At 39.6% G+C, this 1,501-nt stretch carries 2 pseudogenes; one reads left to right on the top strand and one right to left on the bottom strand.

From position 1 onward, the window contains the following. Window positions 1-276: 276 nt before the first annotated feature. Window positions 277-955, top strand: a pseudogene (locus HT729_RS07875) (reverse transcriptase domain-containing protein); the annotation flags it as partial. A gap of 104 nt (window positions 956-1,059) precedes the next feature. Here HT729_RS07875 and HT729_RS07870 read toward each other — a convergent pair. Next, window positions 1,060-1,501: pseudogene (locus HT729_RS07870) on the bottom strand (ISNCY family transposase); the annotation flags it as partial.

The following is a 1,501-nucleotide window of genomic DNA, read 5'->3' as shown; positions in this document are numbered from 1 at the left end:
TAAATCACGAGAGTAATTGAATTCGAACTAAGATTTATCTTTTTCCACTGTAACCTTTTAACGTCCTCATGTCTAGTCTAAACGAGGAAAGATGTAGAACTTATCCCGTGAGCTCTGTCGCTAGAAAGAGAAAACGACAGATCGAAGTAATCCTACTTTACTTGTGTCTGTAAAACGAACGGTCTGATAGAACTGGACTCTGTCACGTATTGACTAGATGAAGGTTCACCAATATAAGATATCCCTCAGGCACCAAAACAAGAAAGGAATAGGCACATGTCAAAATTGCTAGATAAGATAGTATCACGCGAAAATATGCTGGAAGCTTACAATCAAGTAAAATCCAATAAAGGCTCAGCTGGGATTGATGGAATGACTATCGAAGAGATGGATGACTATCTCAGACAAAACTGGCGCTTGACTAAGGAGCTGATAAAACAGAGAAAATACAAACCTCAATCAGTCCTGCGAGTTGAAATCCCCCAACCCAATGGAGGTGTCCTTCAGCTTGGGATTCCGACAGTGATGGATAGGATAATCCAACAAGCCATTGTCCAAGCTCTTAGAGTACTTAAATGACGGCTATGAGTGGATAGTGGATATAGACCTAGAGAAATTTTTCGATAGGGTTCCTCAAGATAGATTGATGTCCTTAGTACATAATATTATCGAAGACGGAGATAGGGAATCCTTGATTCGTAAGTATCTTCATTCAGGTGTTATCATTAATGGTCGGCGTCATAAAACGCTAGTTGGTACACCACAGGGAGGAAATGTATCTCCTCTCTTATCTAATATCATGCTTAATGAATTGGACAAGGAATTAGAAAAGAGGGGACTTCGATTTGTGCGCTACGCAGATGATTGTGTGATGATGGTCGGAAGCGAGGCAGCCGCTAAGCGTGTGATGTATTCAGTCAGTCGTTTTATTGAGAAACGACTAGGTTTGAAAGTATAGTAAAATGAAATAAGAATAGGACAAACCGATCAGGACAGTCAAATCGATTTCTAACAATGTTTTAGAAGTAGAGGTGTACTATTCTAGTTTCAATCTACTATAATTTGAAGGGGAATGCCGTGATTGGCTAAGATTTGTTCAAGGACATGATAGTAAGCATTCAAGTTCTCTTTTTTATCAAAATAAGCCCCTAGGATATTGCCGGAAGCATCATCAATGGCTAAGTGTAAGTTAGAGGTTTCTGCTCCAAACCAGGCATGAGGGCTAGCCTCCATTTAGATGAGTTCTCCAGCAAATTTCTTTCTGGGTCTACTAGGATGTAGCTTTTTAGTGTCTTCCAGGAAATCTTTAGCGGACGGTAAGATTGGATTGTCTAGGGGATGATTGCGGTTCAGTTTAGCTTGTTTTCTTAGTCTCTTCTTTGTCTTTCTGTGAGACTTGGGAGAGAGGATGTTTTCCTTATAGAGTATTTTTCTAACAGTTGTATTAGAGAGCTGACTTCCCTCTTCTTCAGCTAGTAATTTACAGAAATGAAGGACATTT

It is taken from the genome of Streptococcus sp. 79 (assembly GCF_013277425.1).
GTDB lineage: Bacteria > Bacillota > Bacilli > Lactobacillales > Streptococcaceae > Streptococcus > Streptococcus pseudopneumoniae.
Note: the sequence above shows the minus strand (reverse complement) of the source record. Positions and strands in the feature narration are given on the sequence as shown.